This is a genomic window from Streptomyces sp. NPDC043853 (genome assembly GCF_056436025.1).
This window is the reverse complement of sequence record NZ_JBWKDJ010000007.1, coordinates 107,545-121,497: the sequence shown is the minus strand read 5'-3', so window position 1 is coordinate 121,497 and position 13,953 is coordinate 107,545. Positions and strand designations below refer to the sequence as shown.

Here is a 13,953-nt window from a genome sequence, read left to right as displayed (position 1 = left end):
CAGCCGGAGGGGCCGGGCCGGTGGCGGTCAGCCGGTCGTGGCCGGCATCTCCTTGATCCGGTCGACTACCGCACGGGTCATGACGGCGCTGGTGAACACGACCGTTCCGGGCTTGATCAGGCCCTGTTCGCCGGACTCGCCCTGCACCTGGACGGTGCGCTCGCCGAGGAACGCGAGGGTCTGACGGTCGAAGATCCACTCTTCGCGCCTTCCGGTCTGCTGGTCCAGGCGGGCGACGGCGATTCCGTGGCGGCCCGCGGCGTCGACCGCGTCGTCCACCGTCGCCACGCCGGGGATCTTCGCAGCGGCCTTGTACAGCGCGGCCGTGAGTTCGGCCGGGGGGTAGCTGCTGCGCAGCAGGTCGCCGATCGTGGTGAAGGCCTCCTGGTCAGGGCTGTTGCCGTGGCCCTTGGTCTCCTGGTGGATCCGCCGCAGCAGCGCGTCGGGATCGGTGGGCAGAGCGGCGAGGTACTCGTAGCTGGGGGCGTTGAGGGTCGCCCTCGGGGTCTGTCCCTTCTCGTCCTTCCCTTCCAGGGTCACGCCGTCCGGGCCGGTGTTGCCGGGCTCTATCAGCCAGCCCTTGGTGCCGTCGGGGGAGTTCCACTGGTGGCGCATGTGCAGTTCTTCGCTGACCAGGGTGTGCTCGTCGTTGACGGTCCGCACGTAGGTGGTGGCCGTCTTGCTGCCGATGTAGATGAACTGGTCCGATCGCACCGACGGTCCGGAAGCGGACGAGGAGGAGGCGGCGGCGAGGGAGATCCGGTCCAGGAGCTGCGCGGTGCCCCGGGGGTCGGCGGCGCCGATCCGGGTGGTCATCGCCGGACTTGTGGCGACCCTGTTTCCGGGCCCGTCCGTGGCACGGTCTACATAGGAGACGAAGCCGACGGCGAGCGCGCCGGCCAGGGCGAAGGCCGCGGCGGGCACGAGGACCGCACGGCGCAGGAACGGATTGCGCGGCCTGGCGGCACGGGCCGGGGCGGCGAGGGCGCTGACGTTGGCGCCGGCGACGGCGTCGGCGTTGGAGGTGGTGGAGGTGGTGGAGGTGGTGGAGGTGTTGGAGTCGGCGGCTCGGAGGTCTTCGTGCATCTGGGCCATCAGGCGCTCCTTGTGGAACTGGTGGCGGCCCGCGGGCAGTTCCCGTTCGGTGAACGGCAGGAGGAGCGGCTGCTCCTCCCGGCCTGCCGACTGGGGACGGGAGAGGTCGGAGTTCATCGGAGTCCTTCCTGTGCGGGCCGGACCGGCTTCGCGCGGTCGTCATATGTCTGTCGGGACCGAGCCGCGAGTTCCCGCCCGTTCCTCCTCGATTCCGCGTCGGCGCGTTTCCGCAGCTTCGTACGGGCCCGGGACAGCCGGGAACGCACCGTCCCCACCGGGATGCCGAGGACCCGGGAGGCTTCGGCGTACTCCAGGCCCTCGCACAGGCACAGCAGCAGGACTTCGCGCTCGGGCCCGCGCAGCGCACTCAGCTGCGCCAGGGTGGCCGCGATCTGCCGCCGGTCGTCCAGCCGGCCGGCCACCTCGTCGGCGTGGTCGGGCACCGACGCGGCACCCGCTGCCGCCGCGGCGGCGGCAGCCACGGCCCGGTAGCGCCGGTTGCTGCGGCAGTGGTTGCGGGCGAGGTTGGTGGTGATGCCCAGGAGCCATGGCCGGAGCGATCCGCCCTCGGGGTCGACCGTGCCGCGCAGCCGCCACGCCTCCAGGAAGGCCGCCGACATCACGTCCTCCGCGACGGTCCAGTCCCCGGTCATCCGGAAGGCGTGGTTGTAGAGGGTGCGGGCGTATCTGTCGAACAGCTCCGCATAGGCGTCCGGATCCCCGGCCCGCACCCGGGTTCGCATGTCTGTGGTCACTCCTGTCGGCTGTCCGGCATCCCCGGCCGGGTTCCCGTGACCTGCGTCACGTGGACCGGGGGCCGCTCCGTCGGCCCCCGGGTTCCGCCCCCTGGGTTCGGTCTCCTCGTTCATCGCCGCGCCCAGGTGAGGACGGCGGAGACATGGAGGTCAGCCTGGCAGGCGAAGGGGCCGCACACCGCCGCACACCGCCGCACTCCCACCGGTCAGGGCGTGTTCGTGCCGGTCAAAGGCCAGAGGCTCTTGGCATTGCGCCGGACCGCCGCGCGGATGTGCACCATGGCGAGGATCGCGCTCAGGTCCGTCGTGCCCACCGTGTACCGGACGTGGTCCTTGCAGAACCAGAGGGCGTTCTCCGGATGCCCTTCCCGCTCAAGCGGCGGCGCCACGGCGCGGAAGTACACCAGAGTGAAATCGCCGGGCTCACCGCCCGAACCCGGCGAGGCGGCGCAGATCACGCACCGTGGGGGCATCACGGTCGGGCACTCCGCTCTGCCGGACGGGTCATGGTCGCGAGCCTACGCGTGCCCCGGGGACCAGCGGTGCAGCCGGTCCTCGTCACGCGTGAGCCAGGTGCCGTTCGCCAGCGGGGTCACGTCCTCGCCCACCACTACCGGGTAGCCCAGCCGGCCGAGCGGACGCAGTGCGTCCGCTTCCAGCAGCCGGTGCCGGGTCTCCCTGTCGGGCTCCGGCGTCGGCACGACGACACTGACGAGCCGTCCGTCCAGGCTGTGACTGGTGGTGACGGTGCGTCGGCCGGTGCGCGGCGAAGCCCGGCGGAACGAGGCTGTCGTGCAACCTTTCGCGTGGCACGGAGGTCCAATGGCGGAGAACGTCGGTAGGGGACCGAAGGGGGACGCCATGGGGTCGAGTGAACTGCCGCGTCGGTACGGGGCAGGGCGGTGGGACGTGGTGCTGCAGGTCTTCTACGCGACGATGGCCGTCGGGTGGATCGTGTTCGCCTGGTCGGGAGACCTGTTCTCGACCGGTGTCACCGCGTTCGCCAGCGTCGCGATATCGGCATCCACGGTGCTGGCGCTGCTCGCCGTGTTCCGGAACACCAGGGCCGACCGCGACGGTCTCCGGGTCCGCGTCCTGCTCCGTACCCACCGGCTCAGCTGGGCCGAGATCGGGGACATCAGGCCGAGCGGACCGTCGGCCGGCGGTCGCAGGACCGGCGGGGCCGCGGGGCGGACGGTGATCGCCGTGCTGTCCGACGGCCAGGAGCTTCCTCTGCCGTACGTCGCGGGCAAGCGGTACGACCTCGACAACGAGGTCGCCTTCCTCAACGGCGTCCGGACCGCCCTCGGCGGCAGCACCCCGCCCGGACCCCGCGCACCCCGTTCCCCCGGCCGGCCCTCCGACACCCACCCGGGCTGAGCGGACGCCCCGCAGCCCGGCTCGGCCCGCACCGCCCGTTCGCCTTTCACCGTCAGCCCGTCAGCCCGTCAGCCCGTCAGCCCGTCAGCCCCTGCCGGAACGGGCTGATGACGAACACGTCCTTCGCCAGGTCCACGCCCGCGGGTCCCGCAGCCGCTCCAGGATGCGCCGCAGCGCCCGGCCCTCCTCCGGGATCCAGTGTCCGTCCGCTTCCCCGCCCGCCACGTCCACCCAGCTGCCGGCCGGCCGGTAGACGTACGGATCGCGCTGCCCGGGCGCGACCCCCGGCACCGTCAGGCCGTCGTAGGCGACCGCGTTGCCGATGGAGAACGTCGGTTCGTCGCACCGCCGGTGCACCCGCAGCGGCGCACCCACCCACACCTCGTGGCTGCCGTCCGGCAGCTCGGCCGGGAGCATCGTGCCGTACTGGTTCGCGCGGTCGGCGAGCTGCAGCACCGGCGAGCGAACCGAGCAGGTTGCGGCGCGAGGTCTCGGACCGCTCGGGCTCGATGTCGACGCAGGCGCCGATGGTGGGGTGGGCGAGTTGGACGGGGTGGTGGATGCAGTCGCCGGTGATCAGTGCCGTATCTCCGCGGCTGGTCAGCTCAAGGGCTATGTGGCCGGGGGTGTGCCCGGGGGTGGGGATCAGTCGCAGGCCCGGGACGACTTCGACGCCGTCTGCGGGGACGTCGACGAGGTCGAGCAGCCCCGCCTCCTCCACCGGGATCACGGAGTCGCGGAACATCTGCGCCTACGAGCAGACCCAGCCTGCTCGCGAGCTTGCTCGCGCAGCCTGAACGAGTGCTTCCGGCCCTGCCGAGCCATTTCCTTCCGGGCCGAAGGCGCCGCTCCTCGCAGGCGTGCACGAGGTGGCGGTGCGTACACGGCTCGTGGCGAGAAGGTCGTCGCGTCGGACGAGTGGCCGGTTCGTCGCACGGAGACGGAGGTGGACGGCTCGCTAGACGCAATGATTTTGCTTTACGGTGGGTTCCAGAGCATCGACCATCGACGGGTGACCGTCGGCCGTGGACCGGGCCGGATCGGCCTTCACGTACGTTCCACGCATGCACACCACTCTGACGGAGCACGCCCGGTGCATCTGGGGCGATGCGTACGGTCCGACACCTGACTGCGAAGCCCGCGAGCACCATTGGATGTACTTTGCGGAGGAGCTGACCTTCGCCGATGCCGAGGCGATCCTCGCCATGCTGCGCGAACTGTGCCCGCACGTGGTCGACGGTCTCCTGCCCGTGTGGGTCCGCAACCTCTCCTACCGCCTGATCCTGCTCCAGCGGCCCGACGACCCAGCCCTGATGCGGGAAGCGGCCCTCAGCCTCGAAGCACACAGCCCCTCCTGGGAAGACATCGCGGCGGACCTCCGCGACCGTGCGGACGCCCTTGACCCGGAGGGATCCGTGCCCTGGGGGCAGGGCCCGCGGTAGGGGCGCGCTCCACCGGATATGCACGCATCCTCGAAATGTGAACGTGCAAGTTCCATTTCGGTATGTCATGATGGCGCCGCCCCTGCCGCATCGCGCCGCACCGCATGACCTGGGGAAATCGCTTTCTTCGAAGGATCACCCCGTCGTGTCTGGATATGGCTACCCGCAGAACCCCCAGCAGCCTCCGCAGTACCCCGCCCCCCAGCCCCCCAAGCAGGGCATGAGCACCGGCGCGAAGATCGCCCTCGGCTGCGGCATCCCCACCGTCCTCGGCCTCATCCTCGTCGGCGGCTGCACCGCCCTCGTCGGCAAGGCCGCTGACGACGTCTCGAAGGAACTCGACAAGAACTACGACTCGGCGCAGGTCAAGCCGTCCCAGAGCGCCGGGAACTCCGGCAGCACCGCTGCCCCGAACGCGGAACCGGACATCACCGCGGACGTGAAGGTCACCAGTTGCAAGGTCGTCAACGGAGACTTCGGCATCAAGGAGTTCTCCGCCAAGCTGGAGTACACCAACAGCGGAGACCGGCGGTATTCGTACCTGGCTGAGGGCGAGATCCTGGTGAACGGCGCGAAGAAGGCCGACATCTGGTCCTCCGCCCAGAACCTCGCCCCCGGCCAGAAGTACACCGACGACAAGGCCGGCGCCGTCGCCTACTCCATCGCCCACGACTCCAAGTCCGGCGACAAGTACGAGTGCAAGATCCTCAAGGTCTCCCGCCACACCTACTGACCGAAGGGCGAAGGGCGAAGGGCGCGCAGTGGCCCAGTCCCCGTGCCCGGGTCGAGAACGAGAATCGCATCCGGGCCGCCATGGACCGGCTCCTGCGCGGACAGCTCCCGCCCGGTGGAAAGTGCGATGTCCAGACCCTCGCCCGCGAAGCGGGCGTCGACCGCACGGCCTTCTACGGCACTCGCACCTACGCACACCTCCGCGTCGAGTTCGAGCGACGTCTGGACGCCATGCGCGAGACCGGCGAGATCCCCGATCCTCGCGAAGCCCAGATTGCCCGGCTGAAGGCAGAGAACACCAAGCTCCGGGAACGGCTGGCCCGGTCGGAAGGGACAGTGGATGAGCTCAGCGACTTCCGCAGCCAGGCCCTGGCCCGGCTGGCCGCACAGCATGAGGAGATCGTTCGGCTCCGTCAAGCCGCTGCAGGGACAAACCGAGTCAGCCGCCTTCCCGCTCCGCGGACCACGGTGATCGGGACCTGCAGTTGATGCGGGGCGGAGCAGAGGGGAAACACCACGTGGTCCCGTCAGCCGTGGTTGCGAAAGACGAGCAGATAACGCCAGAGGAGGAGCCTGCGGATGTTGCATCCGGGCAGCAGCACCGCGGCTTCCCGGCGGATCTCGGCCAGGGGCATGGCCGGCTGTCTCACCGGCGCCTTCACCCCTTCCCGACGAGTCGCAGCAGAGACAGAGCGGAGTTTGTCCCTGACGGCGACAGCCAGCCTGGCGACGGCGTTGACGGGCACAGCTGCCAGGCTCCAGGCCCAGTCGAGCCGGGTCTTCTCCGGATAGCACCCCAAGATCACGAGGACCCCGCCGGGCGCAAGCGCGTCACGCAATGCGGCGACGGTGTCGAACGGCATGCGGTGGATGCTGGCGAGGCACGCGATGAAGTCGTAGTGCGCCTTGGAAAGTTCGACTTCAGTCACGTCCGCGTGCTGGAAGCGCGGACTCCGGTCACCGGTCATCCGGCCGGACAGCGCGCGAGCCTCCGCGATGGCCTCCTCCGACGGATCGATCGCATCGACCTCTATGCCCAGGTGAGCGAGCCGACGCGCGAACTGGCCGGTCCCGCACCCCACATCCAGTGCCGCACCGCAGTTCCGCGGCACCTGGCGCAACAGCAGAGGGTGATAGTGGTCGTTGTGATCAAAAGGCATGGCCCCGACCCTGCCACGGCGGACGCACTCGGCCTGGGCACGGACGCCAGCGTGCTGGACGGCCGTGTCGGCGCCGGAGAACCGACGTTTACCCTACGTGCCAAGGACCAGGCATGTCGCCACCGGTTGGGCCGCGCTCGCGATACGCACCGGGCCGACCGGCCCGAGGGCGGAGAGATGTCTGCTCCCCGTTCGATCATCCATCCACCCGACGAGCGCGGACGGCGCAAAGACCGCTTCGGCGGTCAGCTCCTCCCCAGCACCGGATCATCTCGATCATTTCGATCATCCGGAAGCGGAGAGCTGTTCGCGCACCCATGCGGGGTCGGGGTTGGTGTGCGGCCGGCCCGCCACGACGACCGTCGGCACCGTCTCGTTCCCGTCGTTGGCTGCCCGCACCGCTGCCGCGCCGGCAGGGTCGCGCCAGATGTCGACCCAGTGCAACCGGCGGGCGCGACGGCCCAGCCGGATGCGCAGTCGCAGGCAGTACGTGCAGCCCGGCCGCCAGAACACGACCGGCCGGCCGTCGGCCGCGCTGCGGCGTTGGGCCTCCAGCGCACTGATCGACCTCGGAAAGATCAGAGGCGAGTGCACGACTGCGAGCAGCACGAACACCAGCAGAAGTGCTGCGGCTTCGCCCGGGCTCCCGCTGGAGATCAGCCCGGTCGCAGTGGCCGACCCGCAGAGCACGAGCAGTATCGGCAGGATCCAAACGCGCGTCATGACGACGCAGGCTATCGAGCGTCGAAATGACTGGTGCCGGTGCGGGTGCCAGTGCCCCGGAGCGGTGGTTCGTCGGCCGACCGTCAGAACGATGCCTCCGGCGGGGGCGCTCGGGCGGCCACCCTCAGCACCGCGGCCCGCGAGCCGACTTCCTCCACCAATGCCCGCACATCCTGCGAGAACCGTCTGGCTCGGACGACCCGGGACGGGCCGCAGGCGCTGTCCGACGGCCGGGCTTCAGAGCACCTGCCGGTACCAGCGTCGGTGCACCAGGGGTTCCACGCACAGCACGGCGGCACCCGCGACCGCGCCGACCAGCAGGGCCGGCACGCCGCCGCCGTTGACGAGCGCCCCGAGACAGGCGGCGACGATGGCGAGCGGGCGCAGCAGGGTCAGCGGGCCGAGGCCGATGACCACCGCGAGGGTGCTGGCCCGGAACGGCAAGGTGAGGTACGCCGCGAGCGAGAGCAGTACGACGGCGGCGTAGAGGGCGAGCGGCAGCAGGTAGCCGAGACCTCCGGCGGCCAGTGTGTCGAACGTCGAGGCCCGGTCGGACGCGGTCAGCAGCAGGGCGGCGGCGGTCAGCGCGGGAGCGAGCAGCAGGACGGCCCCGACGGCCAGCCCGCGCAGGGCCGCTCGCGCCGTCGCCCGGTGCTTGCGGATACGGGCGTCACGGCCGGCGTAGGCGCGGAAGCCGCTGAACGAGGCGTCGACCAGGCCGAGCAGCGCGAGCAGGACGGCGGGCGTCATCCGGCGTCCTCGGCCAGGTGCTCGGGGCCGATCAGCCGGCGCGCGGCCCGCCCCAGTGCCAGGCGGAGCGGCTCCTCCAGGTGCGGGCGCACTCCGATGACCGGCCGCAACGTGGTGCAGAACGGGTTCACCGAGCCGCGCGGCTCGTACAGCAGCGGCCGTATCCCGGGTGCGGCCGCGGCGCGCAGCAGCGTCCGGTCGCTGTGTGCGCGCCGCGCGGAGACGACGCCGTCGTGACGGCCCAGCGGGTGACGCATCCGGGCGCGGTGGAACACCCAGGCGCCGATGGGCGCCAGGCGGGTCGTGGCGATGTCGAAATGGCAGAAGGCAAGCGCCGGTGAGGCGGCCTGGGCCCGGAAGAACTCGGCCAGGGCCGGACCACGGAAGTGGTGCAGCACACCGGTGGAGACGTAGACGGTCGCGGCCTCCGGAAGGTCGAAGGCGTTTCCGTGGACGAAGCGGCAGCCGAGCCCCTCCGCGCGGGCCAGCCGCTCGGCCTCCCCGACCAGTGCGGCATCGAGGTCGACGCCCACCAGCTCGACGTCCGACCCGAGGGCGGCGGTGGCCGCCAGCCGGCGGACCAGGTAGCCCAAACCGCAACCGACGTCGACCAGGCGGTACGGCCCGGGGTGCCGGCCGGTCGCCCGGATCGCAGCGAACAGCGGACCGAGCAGGTCGACCAGCCGGTCCCCGACGCGGAGCTCCTCGCTCAGGCGCTGGAGCTCGGTGTGCACACTGACGAGCAGACGGTCCACGGCGTGCGGATCGAGCACGCCGTCCCGGTCGGCGGGCAGCGCGGCGACGATCCCGGCCGCACGCTTGTCGCCGCTGTCGAGGAGCTGCCGGATCACCTCGTCGCGCCGGACCGGGATCCGGCGGCCGCTGCGCGGATCCACCGCCGTGATCAGATCGGATATCTCAAACTGGTGCACGGGGCAGAACCCTACGGCGTCGCCTGCCGGGCCCCTCAGGCCGCCTGCCCCAGCTCACCTCACGCCACCCCGTTCCGGCCGTTCGCGGAGTCGGTGCGGTCCGCGCCGGGTCCGCCCGCGGCGAAGGACAGCCGGGTCACCTGCTCGCCGGCCGGCCACCCAGCCGCGCATTCTTCACGCGGGTGTCGTCGCCCGTCGTCACGGTCGAGTGTCGGAACCGGCCGCCAGTACTCGGCCGGCCGGAGTGCACGGTTCAGCTACCGAACGCGCCCGCGGGGTCCTCGATGGTACTGACGCCGACACAACCCCTCGCCCGGGTGGTTTCACCCGGCGCGGGGAGTGGCTGCCTTGACCCTCTTCCGGCGGGCTGGGGAGGGTTGCGCCGTGGTCCGCCACGGGGACGGGCCGTTCGTCAGAAATCAGAAGGGGCATTCATGAGGACCTGGCTCCGGCGGGCTTTCGTGTCCGGCACTGCGGCCCTGAGCCTCCTCTGTCTGCCGGATTGGTCGGCCCCGGCCGCGACCGGCAACCCCAATCCGATCAGCTGGACGATCTACTCAACCCACACCGGCCCCGACGGCGAGGACGTGCCACTGCGCGTGGGGCAGGCCGACGCCGGGGGCATCGACGGCTTCGGCAAACGCCACATCGAGTCCGGGCACGCGGACGAGATCTCCAACTGGACCAATATGAAGAAGGACATCGACAAGACCCTCTCTCGCGGCCACTGTTCCCCCTCCGGCAGCAAGATCACATGCGACCTGCGCAGCCACACCTTCTCCAACCCTCGGGCAGGTGGCATGAAGGTCGTCTTCACCGAGCGCGTGGACTCCCGGTCGCGGGACCGGCGCCCGGTCGGCATCATCACCGCGTACTACTACGACTGCGGATGCCTGTGATGGCGACCCCCGAATCCCTTGCCCAGTACCTCGACGAGTTCCGCGCCGAGGTGACCGAGGGCCTGCGGCAGACGCTCTCGGAGCGAGGCGCCCGGCTGCGGGAGCTGTCTTTCTTCGAAGCCGAGGACGGGCTCTGGGTAGCGGCGTCCATCGACCTGCCCGGGCAGGCGGCCCCCTGGATTCGGCGCCGGCTCATCGTCCCGACCGCGGGCCCGGACAAGGACGCATGGCTCGCGGGCACCATCTTCTCGTCGGCCGTGATCGAGGACCTGGACGGACCTCGCCTCCCGAGCGTGTGAGTAGGCCACCTCTGCCGCTACGCCTCGCTGCCTCGCCATTGGCGGGTCAGTCCGACTGCGGCGGCCAGCTTCCGGCCAGCAGGCGTTCGGCTTCCGCCCGGATTGCCGCGGCGAGTTCCTCGCCTGTGCTGGGCTCGCTCCCGTTCCGGTCCATGCCGGTGCCGACCAGCATGACCAAGGGCCGCAGTGCCTCGGGGCGGGCCAGCATGTTCCAGCCGCCGTACGTGATGACGGCGACGCCGGTCGCGGGTTCCACGCTTCCGATCACGATCAGCCGGAGCCACCAGCGGACGAGTTCCCAGCGGGCCGACTCCGACGAGATGCCGGTGTCGGCTGCGGCGGCGGCCGGCAGGCTCGCGGTGGTGCCGGCTCGTCCCAGCTCGGTCAGCACCCGGTCGAAGAGCTCGGCCGCCTGATCGTACTCGGCCCTCGCCAGGCCCGCGAGGAGCGGCAGGGTCGGCGCCGCCGCGTCCACGTCGAACACCAATGCCGTCAATCCGGCCTCTACGAGTTGGTGGTCATGGACCTCACGTCCGACCAGACGCTCCAGCGCCAGCATGCGCAGGTACTCCACCGCTTCCGCCGCATCGGCCGCGTAGGGCTCGTGCGGAGTGGTGAACTCGGCCTCGGCTGCACTCTCCGGGCCGTCGCCCTCCACGAAGTACGACCAGAACCCGACCGTCGCACGTGCGCGCCCCGGCCCGCTCGAGCGACCGGTGAATTCGTACCGGACGTAGTCGGAGAGGTGGTTCCCGTAGTAGATGATGTCGGTCTGGTGGACCGACATCACCGGGTGGCCCCATTCCCCCGCCAGCCCGGGCAGGTAGCGGTGGCTGTAGAGCGGAACCAGCTGTGGGACGGTGGCCAGTTCGGTCCGCGCCACCCCCAGGGCTGCTGCCCTCCCCGTCGGCCTCGGCCCCCAGGACCGGTGCCAGAATCCGTTGTGCTCGACGTCGAACAACACGCCCTCGACCGGCCGGCGCAGCCGATCCTTGAGGTCTTCGAGGTCACCGTGCCGCCAGTCCGGCCAGCCACGGTTTCCGTGCGGCAGCCCGGCGGCCAGGAACACCCGGTGATCCGCCGCGAACCTGAAGCCGAACCGGGCCTCGATCTCGTCGAGCTCCGTCTCGGTCAGACCGGGGCCGATCTCGGCACGGAGGAGACGCTGCAGGTCCCGGGCGGCATCGAGGGTCAGCGGGGACGGCGACGAGTGGATCATCCAGAGAGCGTAACGAGGCGCGTCGTGGGCGAGCAGTGCATTTCCCAGGCCGGTAGGAGGCGGAGGCACGTCGTACACAACGCACCGGAGCGGGCTCAACTGCGGCGTCTGCCACAGGGATTACTGACCTCGCCGCTGGTGTGAGGGGGCAGGGCCAGAGAGCGTTTCCGCGAGGCAGCGGACCGTGTCTCAGAAGCGTCAGCGGGGGAGCACAGCGGGCCCGGCGACTGCGGTGGTGATGAGGAGAACTCGACGCCGACGCCGTTGCCACAGTTGATGGCACGATCCCAGCCATGAGTCCGACATCAGAGCTGACCCGGAAGACGCTGACAGAGCGCGGCTTCCGCGGATTCGTTCCGTTCCGCGAGATGGGTGACGGCGGAGTTCCCGCAGAGCCCGGCATCTACGTGGTACTGCGCACGAGTACGGAGACCCCGTCGTTCCTCCCTCGAAACCCTGCCGGCCACCTCAAAGGACGTGACCCGTCGGTGACGGCGGACGAGCTCGGCAGCGCCTGGGTGACGGGTGCCACGGTCTTCTACATCGGTAAGGCGACGGCAGGGAAGGACGGCCGGAGGGGTTTGCGGAAGCGGCTCGACGAGTATCGCCGCCACGGTGCCGGAGGGATGGCCGGCCACTGGGGCGGGCGCTACATCTGGCAGTTGGCGGACTCGGACGCACTGACGGCTGACGTGCTGACGTGCTGACGTCGTCCGGCAGCGTGCCGGACCCGCCTCCGAGGAGGTGTACTACTTCTGCGGGTGATGAACCGCTCCGGGGCGCCCCGGGGTCAGGCGGTTTCGCCCAGTACGGCTTCGAGGCGGTCCAGGACGTGGGGCCAGCCCTTGCCCATGCCGTCGTACGCCTGTCGGCCCATGGGGGAGTCGAGGTCGAAGCCGGCGTGGGTGAGGAACAGGCGGGTGCCCGAGCCTTCCGGCTGAAGCGTCCACGTGATGGTGGTGTCGAGCGTGCCTTCGGCGAAGCGGTAGGACAGCAGTCGCTGGTCCTCCACCTCGGTCACCTCGCAGGGCTGGCTGCCGAAGGCGCCCATGTCGAGGGTGAAGCGGTGCCCGACGACGGGCTTCACGTCGCCGGCGGCCCACCAGCGGGCGTGGAGGTCCGGGTCCGTGAGGGCCCTCCACACCGCAGCCGGGGGGTGGGGCAGGAACTTCTCGCAGGTGATGGTGTTGCTCTCGGTCATCTTTCGCTCTCCTCGTCCAGAACGTCGGCCAGCGCGTCCAGGCGCTGCTTCCAGTAGTGCTCGAAGGGATGCAGCCACTCGCTCACCTCGGCCAGCCGGGCCGGTTGGAGGTGGTAGAAGCGGTGCCGGCCGCGGGGCTCCTCGCGCACGAGGCCGACGGTACGGAGCACCGCCAGGTGCTCGGAGACCGCCGGCCTCCCGAGCTCGAACATCCCGGCCAGCTCGCCCGTGGAGCGAGGCCCTTCGCGCAGGCTCTCGAGCAGTCTGCGGCGTACCGGGTTCGCCAGTACGCCGAACACGTCGGTAGGCATGACCACAGTATGCGTCGGCAATTTCCGACGCGTCAAGAATTTCCGACGTGTCGGCTCGGTCGCGGGCCGGATCGTCGCCCGGTGGAGTGACTCCGGTGCCTGAGCGCCGTCGGCAGAGGGCGGCCCGGCTGGGGGTCTGAGCAACAGGTGGGGCGACCGGAGGGCGAGGCTTGGGCGGCCGGCTCCGCGTCGCGCCGGGTGTTCGCGGGTAGGCAAGGCGAGGCAAGGCGAACTGCTGCACGCGACCAGGGAGAGAGGGACAGCACGTGACGGAGCTCCACGTTCCCGAGGTCTACCGGGACGTCGACGAGTCGGTCCGCCTGCTGCGGACTTACTTCACCGAGCGGCGCCACAGGGGCGACCTCTACTACTCCGGCGCCCATTTCGAGCGGCTCGGAGGCGGCGGGGACCGTGCGGAGGCTGCGGACAGGTTCGAGGCGGCCGATCTGGTCGCCATCGGCATGCTCAGCGTCTCGGTTGCCGCTCATGGCGCGATCGAGCTGCTGACCGACCCCGAAGGGCACTGGCACCGGCTGCTGTCCGCCCTACCCCGCGACGCCCGGCTGGAGGACCCGGCCAGCGATCCGCTGGTCGCGGAGGGCGGGCCGGCCTGGGAGCTGTGGGAGCGGCTGGTGAACCCGGGCGGAAAGTACCCGTCCGGTCCGGACGGTGTGGGACCCGTCGTCGCGGGCAAACTCATGGCCCGCAAGCGTCCGCACCTGATCCCCGTCTACGACGCCCGCGTCAAGACGCTGTTCCGGCGTCCGAAGAGCGACCACGCCTTCTGGGCCTCGGTGGCAGCCGCACTCCGGGCGGACGGAGGGGCTTTCCGCCGGCATCTGGAAATGCTCCGGACCAAGGCCGGGATCGGCGAGGACATCGGCGTCCTGCGCGTGCTGGACGTCATCGCCTGGATGCACCAGGGGGAGGCGCACGGCGAGACCCAGCGCAAGGCCCAGGGGGAGGCCCAGCACAAGGCCCAGGGGGAGGCGCACGGCAAGGCCCAGGGCAAGGCGCAAGGGGAGGCGCAGGGCGAGGCCTGACGTACGACGGTG

General features: G+C 70.7%; 20 protein-coding genes and 1 pseudogene. 8 read left to right on the top strand and 13 right to left on the bottom strand.

All coding sequences use genetic code 11. The features are described from left to right. Nucleotides 1-27: 27 nt before the first annotated feature. The 4 genes from AC067U_RS19805 to AC067U_RS19790 form a co-directional block, all read right to left on the bottom strand. A complete protein-coding gene (locus tag AC067U_RS19805) occupies nt 28-1,212 on the bottom strand; it encodes a CU044_5270 family protein (RefSeq protein WP_478831032.1) in 1,185 nt (394 codons plus the stop codon). Then, nucleotides 1,209-1,838, bottom strand: a complete 630-nt coding sequence (locus AC067U_RS19800; protein ID WP_478831031.1) for an RNA polymerase sigma factor — start codon at nt 1,836-1,838, stop codon at nt 1,209-1,211. Before AC067U_RS19800 ends, AC067U_RS19805 begins: the two co-directional genes overlap by 4 nt. 218 nt (nt 1,839-2,056) lie before the next feature. Next, the gene (locus AC067U_RS19795) at nt 2,057-2,308 is read right to left on the bottom strand and encodes a hypothetical protein (protein ID WP_478831030.1); all 252 of its coding nucleotides are present in this window, start codon (nt 2,306-2,308) and stop codon (nt 2,057-2,059) included. A 60-nt stretch (nt 2,309-2,368) separates the two neighbouring features. Then, nucleotides 2,369-2,551 (bottom strand): hypothetical protein, encoded by a 183-nt coding sequence (locus tag AC067U_RS19790; RefSeq protein WP_478831029.1) that lies wholly within the window; start codon nt 2,549-2,551, stop codon nt 2,369-2,371. A gap of 160 nt (nt 2,552-2,711) precedes the next feature. Between AC067U_RS19790 and AC067U_RS19785 the strand changes: the two genes are divergently transcribed. Then, nucleotides 2,712-3,230, top strand: coding sequence for a PH domain-containing protein (locus AC067U_RS19785; RefSeq protein WP_478831028.1), 519 nt, complete (start codon nt 2,712-2,714; stop codon nt 3,228-3,230). An 84-nt stretch (nt 3,231-3,314) separates the two neighbouring features. On the opposite strand, the gene AC067U_RS19780 is transcribed toward AC067U_RS19785, so the two are convergent. Next, nucleotides 3,315-3,686: a hypothetical protein gene (locus AC067U_RS19780; protein WP_478831027.1), complete on the bottom strand. Its 372-nt coding sequence runs from the start codon at nt 3,684-3,686 to the stop codon at nt 3,315-3,317. Continuing rightward, nucleotides 3,685-3,978 (bottom strand): annotated as a pseudogene (locus tag AC067U_RS19775) (MBL fold metallo-hydrolase); the annotation flags it as partial. The pseudogene AC067U_RS19775 and the gene AC067U_RS19780, both read right to left, overlap by 2 nt. 316 nt (nt 3,979-4,294) lie before the next feature. On the opposite strand from AC067U_RS19775, the gene AC067U_RS19770 reads away from it, so the two are divergent. The 3 genes from AC067U_RS19770 (at nt 4,295) to AC067U_RS19760 (ending at nt 5,893) form a co-directional block, all read left to right on the top strand. Next, on the top strand, nt 4,295-4,672 hold the full coding sequence (locus AC067U_RS19770; protein ID WP_478831026.1) for a hypothetical protein: 378 nt from the start codon (nt 4,295-4,297) through the stop codon (nt 4,670-4,672). A 145-nt stretch (nt 4,673-4,817) separates the two neighbouring features. After that, nucleotides 4,818-5,405, top strand: coding sequence for a hypothetical protein (locus AC067U_RS19765; RefSeq protein ID WP_478831025.1), 588 nt, complete (start codon nt 4,818-4,820; stop codon nt 5,403-5,405). An 80-nt stretch (nt 5,406-5,485) separates the two neighbouring features. Next, nucleotides 5,486-5,893, top strand: a complete 408-nt coding sequence (locus AC067U_RS19760; RefSeq protein ID WP_478831024.1) for a hypothetical protein — start codon at nt 5,486-5,488, stop codon at nt 5,891-5,893. 38 nt (nt 5,894-5,931) lie between these two features. Here AC067U_RS19760 and AC067U_RS19755 read toward each other — a convergent pair whose 3' ends face one another. The 4 genes from AC067U_RS19755 to AC067U_RS19740 all read right to left on the bottom strand — a co-directional run bounded on the left by AC067U_RS19755 (nt 5,932) and on the right by AC067U_RS19740 (nt 8,969). Next, nucleotides 5,932-6,564, bottom strand: a complete 633-nt coding sequence (locus AC067U_RS19755) for a class I SAM-dependent methyltransferase (RefSeq protein ID WP_478831023.1) — start codon at nt 6,562-6,564, stop codon at nt 5,932-5,934. Between the two features lie 285 nt (nt 6,565-6,849). Continuing rightward, nucleotides 6,850-7,287 carry a glutaredoxin domain-containing protein gene (locus AC067U_RS19750; RefSeq protein WP_478831022.1) on the bottom strand — a complete coding sequence of 146 codons (438 nt, stop codon included), beginning with the start codon at nt 7,285-7,287 and terminating at the stop codon, nt 6,850-6,852. Between the two features lie 237 nt (nt 7,288-7,524). Next, nucleotides 7,525-8,037, bottom strand: coding sequence for a hypothetical protein (locus AC067U_RS19745; protein WP_478831021.1), 513 nt, complete (start codon nt 8,035-8,037; stop codon nt 7,525-7,527). Continuing rightward, nucleotides 8,034-8,969 carry a class I SAM-dependent methyltransferase gene (locus AC067U_RS19740; RefSeq protein ID WP_478831020.1) on the bottom strand — a complete coding sequence of 312 codons (936 nt, stop codon included), beginning with the start codon at nt 8,967-8,969 and terminating at the stop codon, nt 8,034-8,036. Before AC067U_RS19740 ends, AC067U_RS19745 begins: the two co-directional genes overlap by 4 nt. Before the next feature lie 434 nt (nt 8,970-9,403). Between AC067U_RS19740 and AC067U_RS19735 the strand changes: the two genes are divergently transcribed. Both AC067U_RS19735 and AC067U_RS19730 read left to right on the top strand, forming a co-directional pair. Then, entirely contained in the window at nt 9,404-9,868 is a 465-nt protein-coding gene (locus AC067U_RS19735) for a hypothetical protein (protein ID WP_478831019.1), read from the top strand. Beyond that, the gene (locus AC067U_RS19730) at nt 9,868-10,167 is read left to right on the top strand and encodes a hypothetical protein (RefSeq protein WP_478831018.1); all 300 of its coding nucleotides are present in this window, start codon (nt 9,868-9,870) and stop codon (nt 10,165-10,167) included. Before AC067U_RS19735 ends, AC067U_RS19730 begins: the two co-directional genes overlap by 1 nt. A gap of 46 nt (nt 10,168-10,213) precedes the next feature. Here AC067U_RS19730 and AC067U_RS19725 read toward each other — a convergent pair whose 3' ends face one another. After that, nucleotides 10,214-11,386, bottom strand: a complete 1,173-nt coding sequence (locus AC067U_RS19725) for an SMI1/KNR4 family protein (RefSeq protein ID WP_478831017.1) — start codon at nt 11,384-11,386, stop codon at nt 10,214-10,216. 293 nt (nt 11,387-11,679) lie between these two features. On the opposite strand from AC067U_RS19725, the gene AC067U_RS19720 reads away from it, so the two are divergent. Next, nucleotides 11,680-12,093, top strand: a complete 414-nt coding sequence (locus AC067U_RS19720; protein WP_478831016.1) for a hypothetical protein — start codon at nt 11,680-11,682, stop codon at nt 12,091-12,093. 83 nt (nt 12,094-12,176) lie between these two features. Here AC067U_RS19720 and AC067U_RS19715 read toward each other — a convergent pair whose 3' ends face one another. Beyond that, complete coding sequence (locus AC067U_RS19715; RefSeq protein WP_478831015.1) at nt 12,177-12,587, bottom strand: SRPBCC family protein; 411 nt, start codon at nt 12,585-12,587, stop codon at nt 12,177-12,179. Further along, nucleotides 12,584-12,898 carry an ArsR/SmtB family transcription factor gene (locus AC067U_RS19710; protein WP_478831014.1) on the bottom strand — a complete coding sequence of 105 codons (315 nt, stop codon included), beginning with the start codon at nt 12,896-12,898 and terminating at the stop codon, nt 12,584-12,586. Before AC067U_RS19710 ends, AC067U_RS19715 begins: the two co-directional genes overlap by 4 nt. Before the next feature lie 266 nt (nt 12,899-13,164). Between AC067U_RS19710 and AC067U_RS19705 the strand changes: the two genes are divergently transcribed. Then, a complete protein-coding gene (locus AC067U_RS19705; RefSeq protein ID WP_478831013.1) occupies nt 13,165-13,941 on the top strand; it encodes a DUF6308 family protein in 777 nt (258 codons plus the stop codon). The last annotated feature ends 12 nt before the right edge of the window (nt 13,942-13,953 follow it).

Bases quoted from the DNA above. Each gene is read 5' to 3' on its own strand.
- AC067U_RS19805 (WP_478831032.1), bottom strand. From the start codon at position 1,212: ATGAACTCCGACCTCTCCCGTCCCCAGTCGGCAGGCCGGGAGGAGCAG.
- AC067U_RS19800 (WP_478831031.1), bottom strand. From the start codon at position 1,838: ATGCGAACCCGGGTGCGGGCCGGGGATCCGGACGCCTATGCGGAGCTG.
- AC067U_RS19785 (WP_478831028.1), top strand. From the start codon at position 2,712: ATGGGGTCGAGTGAACTGCCGCGTCGGTACGGGGCAGGGCGGTGGGAC.
- AC067U_RS19770 (WP_478831026.1), top strand. From the start codon at position 4,295: ATGCACACCACTCTGACGGAGCACGCCCGGTGCATCTGGGGCGATGCG.
- AC067U_RS19760 (WP_478831024.1), top strand. From the start codon at position 5,486: ATGGACCGGCTCCTGCGCGGACAGCTCCCGCCCGGTGGAAAGTGCGAT.
- AC067U_RS19755 (WP_478831023.1), bottom strand. From the start codon at position 6,564: ATGCCTTTTGATCACAACGACCACTATCACCCTCTGCTGTTGCGCCAG.
- AC067U_RS19750 (WP_478831022.1), bottom strand. From the start codon at position 7,287: ATGACGCGCGTTTGGATCCTGCCGATACTGCTCGTGCTCTGCGGGTCG.
- AC067U_RS19745 (WP_478831021.1), bottom strand. From the start codon at position 8,037: ATGACGCCCGCCGTCCTGCTCGCGCTGCTCGGCCTGGTCGACGCCTCG.
- AC067U_RS19735 (WP_478831019.1), top strand. From the start codon at position 9,404: ATGAGGACCTGGCTCCGGCGGGCTTTCGTGTCCGGCACTGCGGCCCTG.
- AC067U_RS19730 (WP_478831018.1), top strand. From the start codon at position 9,868: ATGGCGACCCCCGAATCCCTTGCCCAGTACCTCGACGAGTTCCGCGCC.
- AC067U_RS19725 (WP_478831017.1), bottom strand. From the start codon at position 11,386: ATGATCCACTCGTCGCCGTCCCCGCTGACCCTCGATGCCGCCCGGGAC.
- AC067U_RS19720 (WP_478831016.1), top strand. From the start codon at position 11,680: ATGAGTCCGACATCAGAGCTGACCCGGAAGACGCTGACAGAGCGCGGC.
- AC067U_RS19715 (WP_478831015.1), bottom strand. From the start codon at position 12,587: ATGACCGAGAGCAACACCATCACCTGCGAGAAGTTCCTGCCCCACCCC.
- AC067U_RS19710 (WP_478831014.1), bottom strand. From the start codon at position 12,898: ATGCCTACCGACGTGTTCGGCGTACTGGCGAACCCGGTACGCCGCAGA.